This is a genomic window from Rahnella perminowiae (assembly GCF_019049755.1).
In the GTDB taxonomy this organism is placed as follows: domain Bacteria; phylum Pseudomonadota; class Gammaproteobacteria; order Enterobacterales; family Enterobacteriaceae; genus Rahnella; species Rahnella perminowiae.
Genome location: NZ_JAFMOS010000608.1, coordinates 22,029 through 28,028, shown reverse-complemented (window position 1 = coordinate 28,028; position 6,000 = coordinate 22,029). Strand labels below are relative to the sequence as shown.

Genomic DNA, 6,000 nt, shown 5'->3' with positions numbered 1-6,000 from the left:
CATCGCCTTTTTTCTTTCTGAAACTCTGTGTTTAATTGCAGTAATTAGTGAGGGATTTCAGAAAGGATAATGGAACAAAATGCCGGATTGCGGATACCACAAAACGCCCTTGCAACAGCAGGAAGGGCGAAGAGGGTATCCTCAGGTATCGCCGGAAAATCAGCGATGAGTGAGCCGCTTATTAACGGCTACGGAAGACAATGCGGCCTTTGCTCAGGTCGTACGGGGTCAGCTCTACAGTGACTTTGTCGCCCGTCAGGATGCGGATGTAGTTCTTACGCATTTTACCGGAGATGTGAGCGGTAACTACGTGTCCGTTTTCTAATTCTACGCGGAACATAGTGTTTGGCAGCGTATCAAGTACGGTGCCTTGCATTTCAATGTTGTCTTCTTTGGCCATCGAATCCTCTAGGTCTAACTACCATAGTTTTTAACCGGCAAGATAATGCCGAAAAACCCACATTATGTAAAGAAGTATGGTCCATGACCGCACCTATTCCCTATCCTTCGGGAACACCGGCAGGTCTTCATCATGTGGGGATAAGTCTTGTGGCAACCAGCAATCCGGCGCTAACGCATGTTGTGAAAGTTCGGATAACTGCTGCAAAAATTGGCGGCGGGGGATCTCTCTCGCACCCAGCGACGCAGTGTGAGGGTTGAGCACCTGACAGTCAATCAGTTCTCCACCATTGCGGGAAAAATGTTGGCAAAAAAGCATAAGCGCGCATTTGGAGGCATTTTCCCGGCGGCTGAACATCGACTCGCCGCAAAATAATTTGCCAACAGAAACGCCATATAAACCGCCAACCAGCTCATCACCTTCCCAGACTTCTACCGAGTGCGCGCGCCCGGCTTCATGCAATTCCTGATACCCGCGCTGTACCAGCGGCCCGATCCAGGTGCCATCTTCACGCTGCATGGCGCAGGCATGAATCACCCGCTCAAACTGCTGATTGAGGGTGAAACGGAACGGCATCTTGCGCATAAAACGTTTCAGACTGCGGCTGGCATGGCGTTCTCCGGGAACCAAAATCGCGCGCGGGTCAGGCGACCACCAGAGGATCATCTCTCCGGGCTCGAACCAGGGAAAAATGCCATGCTGATAAGCGGAAAGCAGACGGGGGGCGGTGAGATCGCCTCCGATAGCCAGCAGGCCATTCGGCTCCTGCAATGCAGTTTCAGGCGCCGGGAAATTCACTGAATTGGCCTCAAGCTTAACTAACCGCATAGATCTCCTTATCCGGCGGACAGGTCCGCCGTAAACCATAAACAACCACCTCAGGCGCGGGCGAGGAATCTGGCATAACGACTTTGTGCCGCGGCTAACGTCTGGTGATCACCTTGTTCAACAATCTGCCCCTCTTCCATTACGCATATCCTGTCGAGGGCTTCCAGACCGTGCAAACGGTGCGTCACTAAGAGTAGCGTCTTATTCTGACAATGTTTATGCAGCAGAGCCAAAATATGCTGTTCTGTTTCTGCATCCAGCCCTTCCGTCGGTTCATCCAGCAACCAGAGGGGTGCATTATGCAATAACGCACGGGCCAGTCCGATCCGGCGCTGTTCGCCGCCGGAAAGCTGACGTCCGCCTTCACCGAGCCAGGCGTTCAGACCTTCGTTTTCTAAAAGTTTATGTAAATCAACCTGTCTCAACGCGTCCGCAATTTGTTCATCGGTGCTTTGCGGTGCCGCCAGGCGCAGGTTTTCACGCAGCGTGTTATTAAAGACATGCGCACGCTGGCTGACCACCGTGATCATTGTGCGCAGCGTGGCTTCGTCGTAGCCCTCAATGGCATGGCCGTTGATTTCCAGTGACCCGCTGCTGATATCCCAGCCACGGGTCAGCAATTGCAGCAGGGTGGATTTACCACAACCGGTCTGGCCGAGCAGGGCGATATGCTCACCGGCGCGGATATCCAGCGTAATATTTTTGAGAACCGGCAAAGGCTGACCAGGATAAGTGAAATTCACCTTTTTCAGCGACAGGCTGATCTGTTCACCAGCCAGCGGGCCTTGTGACGGGAAGGTCACATCGGCAGGCTGATCGATGATCTGGCTGACACGCTGAGCTGAGGCGATAACCTGACCGAGATGCTGGAATGCGGCGGCTACAGGTCCCAGCGCTTCGAATGCCGCCAGCGGGGTGAAGACAAACAGTGCAATCAGCGCGCCCGGTTGCGGAAATTCACTGATGCCTCCTGCCGCCAGCCACAGCATCAGTGTGACAGTCAGACCGGCCGCCGCAATCACCATAGCCTGCGATAAACCGGTAAGTTTTGCCTGCTGTTGCTGGCGCAACATCCATCGCTGTTCGATATCATTGAGTTGCTGGCGGAAACGTGGCTGAGCGCCGAAAACCACCAGTTCAGACTGCCCCTGTAACCACGAAGCCAGTTGCATCCGGTAGTCACTGCGCAGCGCCGTCAGTTCGCGGCCTGCGGGTTTTCCTGCACGATAGAAAATCACCGGCAGGATCAGCATCAGCACCAGCATAATCCCACCCAGCGTCAGCGCCAGCTTCAGGTCAAGGAAACTCAGGCCCGCTGTCACAAGGATGATGATAACCAGTGCACTTACCAGCGGAGATATTACCCGAAGGTATAAGTGATCGAGCGTATCGACATCAGCGACCAGACGGTTGAGCAGATCTGCCTGACGGAAATGCGCAATGCCGCCCGGCGACAACGGCATGATTTTTGTGAAAGTGAACACCCGCAAATGCGCCAGCACGCGGAAGGTCGCGTCGTGACTGACCAGACGTTCGGCGTAGCGACCTGCGGTACGAAATATGGCGGCACCCCGTACACCGGCGGCGGGAAGCATGTAGTTGAAGCTGTATAAACCGGCGATACCGGCCACCGCAGAGGCCGCCAGGAACCAGCCGGAAAGCGTCAGCAGGCCGATGCTCGCCAGTAAGGTGACGATAGCCAGAATGACGCCCAGTGACAAACGGAACCCGTGGCGGCGGTACAGGGCGAGATAAGGCAGAAGGGTTTTCATGATTACAGCTCCTTATTCCGCCGGGAAAGCAGACGGGCGAATAAACCGTTCTGAGCCACCAGTTGCGCGAAGGTGCCGCGCTCAGCGATCAGGCCTTTATCCATCACCCAGATTTCATCGTAGTCACGCGTATCTTCCAGTTGATGTGTGACCAGCAGGGAGGTTTGTGCTTTTGACGCGTCGTTCAGCGCATTCATCACACGCTTTTCGCTGTGCGCGTCAAGACTGGCCGTGGGTTCATCGAGCAGCAGCAAACGGCACGGACAGAGCAGGGCGCGGGCAACGGCGACACGCTGAGCCTGGCCGATGGATAACCGCGCCGCGCTGTCGCCCAGTTCGGTTTCCAGCCCCTGTGGTAAGAGCGGCAGGAATTCGTTCACATAGGCACGGTCGATGGCGGACTGAAGCTGCTCGTGGCTGACATCCGGCTGACTGAGGAGGATATTGGCGCGCAGGGTAAGTTCCGGCAGGTGCGGATTCTGGCCGACCCAGCTTAGCTGTTTACGCCATTCTTCTTTACGTAATGATTGCAATTCAATGCCGCTGACGGTAACGGAACCCTGATAGGGCAGGAAGCCCAGCAAGGCGTTGAGCAACGAACTTTTACCTGCACCGCTCAGGCCGACGATCGCGATACGCTGCCCGGCCTGAACATTAAATGTTAACGGACCGGCCAGCGTTTTACCTTGCGGCGACTGAATAATAACGTCGCGGGCTTCCAGTGACACTGCCTGTCCGGCTGGCCAGTGTTGCTCGCCGTCCCCCATATCAGCACTTTCTGCACTGAGGAAGGTGACGAGACTTTCGGCAGCCCCCACAGCTTGCGCTTTCGCGTGATAAAACGCGCCCAGATCACGCAGAGGCTGGAAAAACTCAGGGGCGAGTATCAGCACCAGGAAACCGGCGAACAGGGTAACAGGGGTACCGTAGCTGCCGAAATTGAGCTCACCGAGATAGGAGAAACCGAAGTAAACCGCAACAACGGCGATGGAAATAGACGCGAAGAATTCCAGCACAGCGGAGGATAAAAAGGCCAGGCGCAGGACGTCCATCGTGCGGGCACGAAAGTTTTCAGTTGAACGTTTGATCTGATCGATTTCCGCTGTGCCGCGATGGAAAAGACGAAGCGTATCGAGGCCGCGCAGGCTGTCTAAAAAATTCCCGCTCAGACGTGCCAGCGCCACAAAGTTACGTCGGTTCGCCTCCGCTGCACCCATCCCGACCAATGCCATAAACAGCGGAATAAGCGGGGCGGTCACCAGCAGTATCAGCCCGGCAGCCCAGTTAACCGGGAAGACGCTGACCAAAATAAGCAGAGGGATGATACCTGCCAGGGCAATCTGCGGCAGGTAGCGGGAATAGTAATCCTGCATATCTTCGATTTGCTCAAGAATGATGCTGGCCCAACTGCCCGCCGGTTTTCCATGGATCCAGGCAGGACCGAGTTTTTCCAGACGGTCGAGTACCCGCTTGCGCATTTCCTGACGTATCACCCGTCCGCAAATAAAACCCACCTGTTCACGCAGCCAGGTGACGACAGCGCGCAGAACAAACGTCAGCGCCATTAACAGGAAACTTTGCAGCAAGGCATCTCGCGGGGTGTGCTCAATGATCAGGCTGTGCAGTAATCCGGCCATCAGCCACGCCTGCGCGAGGATCAGCAAACCGGAAAGTAAACCCAGCATCATAGACAGACGTATCCAGCCTTTGGCGCGTGAGCTTTGTTGTTTTAACCAGCGGATAAGTTCTTGTTGTCGTGTTTTATTCATCAGGCATCAGTCTGTGCAGCAATCCGGATGGGAGGGCGCTCATGTTACATGCTTGGCTCAACACTGAAAACAATAAGGCGGCAATTAAGCCGCCTTATTCGTTACTCTTTGTGTGGACTCTTCGTCCGATAACTCGCCGCAGGCGTAATTATAAATCCGGTGCCTGGGATAAACCGTCCAGATAGCGTTCTGCATCCAGTGCGGCCATACAACCGGTTCCGGCGGAAGTGATCGCCTGGCGATAGATGTGGTCCATCACGTCACCCGCGGCGAAGACGCCCGGAATGCTGGTCTGGGTGGCATTGCCATGCGAGCCGGACTGCACTTTGATGTAGCCATCTTTCAGTTCCAGCTGGCCTTCAAAAATGCCGGTATTCGGGCTGTGGCCGATAGCGATGAACACGCCTGCCACATCCACTTGCGATTTCTCGTCAGTGCGTACATCAAGCAGGCTCGCGCCCGTTACACCCATCTGATCGCCAACCACTTCATTGAGGGTCTTGTGGGTATGCAGAACGATATTACCGCTGGCCACTTTGTCATTGAGGCGGTCTACCAGAATTTTTTCTGCACGGAAGCTGTCACGACGGTGAATCAGATGCACTTCAGAGGCAATGTTTGCCAGATAAAGGGCTTCTTCGACAGCGGTATTGCCGCCGCCGACAACCGCGACTTTCTGGTTGCGGTAGAAAAACCCGTCACAGGTTGCACAGGCTGAGACGCCGCGACCTTTGAACGCTTCTTCGGAAGGCAGGCCGATATAACGTGCCGAGGCGCCGGTAGCGATAATCAGCGCGTCACAGGTGTATTCGCCACTGTCACCGGTCAAACGGAACGGACGATTCTGCAAATCGACTTTATTGATGTGGTCGAAAATGATCTCAGTATTAAATTTGGTGGCATGCTCGTGCATACGTTCCATTAAGCCCGGACCGGTCAGACCTTCCGGATCACCCGGCCAGTTTTCCACTTCGGTGGTGGTAGTCAACTGCCCACCTTTTTCCACCCCGGTAATTAATACCGGATTGAGGTTTGCACGCGCGGCATAAACCGCTGCGGTATAACCCGCCGGACCGGAGCCCAAAATCAATAATTTACTGTGTTTAACCGTACTCATGCGTAATTCATCTCCGCGATGGCGACAAGCGATAAACCGATTGTAGGGAAAACGGCGCAGTAAAAAAAGCAAACTCAGATGTTGTTAACGATTTGTCTGATAGTTTTTATTGTG

5 protein-coding genes are annotated in these 6,000 nt (G+C 54.6%); all 5 read right to left on the bottom strand.

Features of this window, described 5'->3' with window-relative positions:
* Window positions 1-181: 181 nt before the first annotated feature.
* Window positions 182-400 carry a translation initiation factor IF-1 gene (infA, locus tag J1785_RS19680; protein ID WP_002211347.1) on the bottom strand — a complete coding sequence of 73 codons (219 nt, stop codon included), beginning with the start codon at window positions 398-400 and terminating at the stop codon, window positions 182-184.
* A 93-nt stretch (window positions 401-493) separates the two neighbouring features.
* Window positions 494-1,228 carry a leucyl/phenylalanyl-tRNA--protein transferase gene (gene aat, locus J1785_RS19675; RefSeq protein WP_129952472.1) on the bottom strand — a complete coding sequence of 245 codons (735 nt, stop codon included), beginning with the start codon at window positions 1,226-1,228 and terminating at the stop codon, window positions 494-496.
* A 50-nt stretch (window positions 1,229-1,278) separates the two neighbouring features.
* The gene (gene cydC, locus J1785_RS19670) at window positions 1,279-3,000 is read right to left on the bottom strand and encodes a heme ABC transporter ATP-binding protein/permease CydC (protein ID WP_217220279.1); all 1,722 of its coding nucleotides are present in this window, start codon (window positions 2,998-3,000) and stop codon (window positions 1,279-1,281) included.
* Between the two features lie 2 nt (window positions 3,001-3,002).
* Window positions 3,003-4,769, bottom strand: coding sequence for a heme ABC transporter permease/ATP-binding protein CydD (cydD, locus tag J1785_RS19665; protein WP_217220271.1), 1,767 nt, complete (start codon window positions 4,767-4,769; stop codon window positions 3,003-3,005).
* A 148-nt stretch (window positions 4,770-4,917) separates the two neighbouring features.
* Window positions 4,918-5,886 (bottom strand): thioredoxin-disulfide reductase, encoded by a 969-nt coding sequence (gene trxB, locus J1785_RS19660; protein WP_120161190.1) that lies wholly within the window; start codon window positions 5,884-5,886, stop codon window positions 4,918-4,920.
* Between the last annotated feature and the right edge of the window lie 114 nt (window positions 5,887-6,000).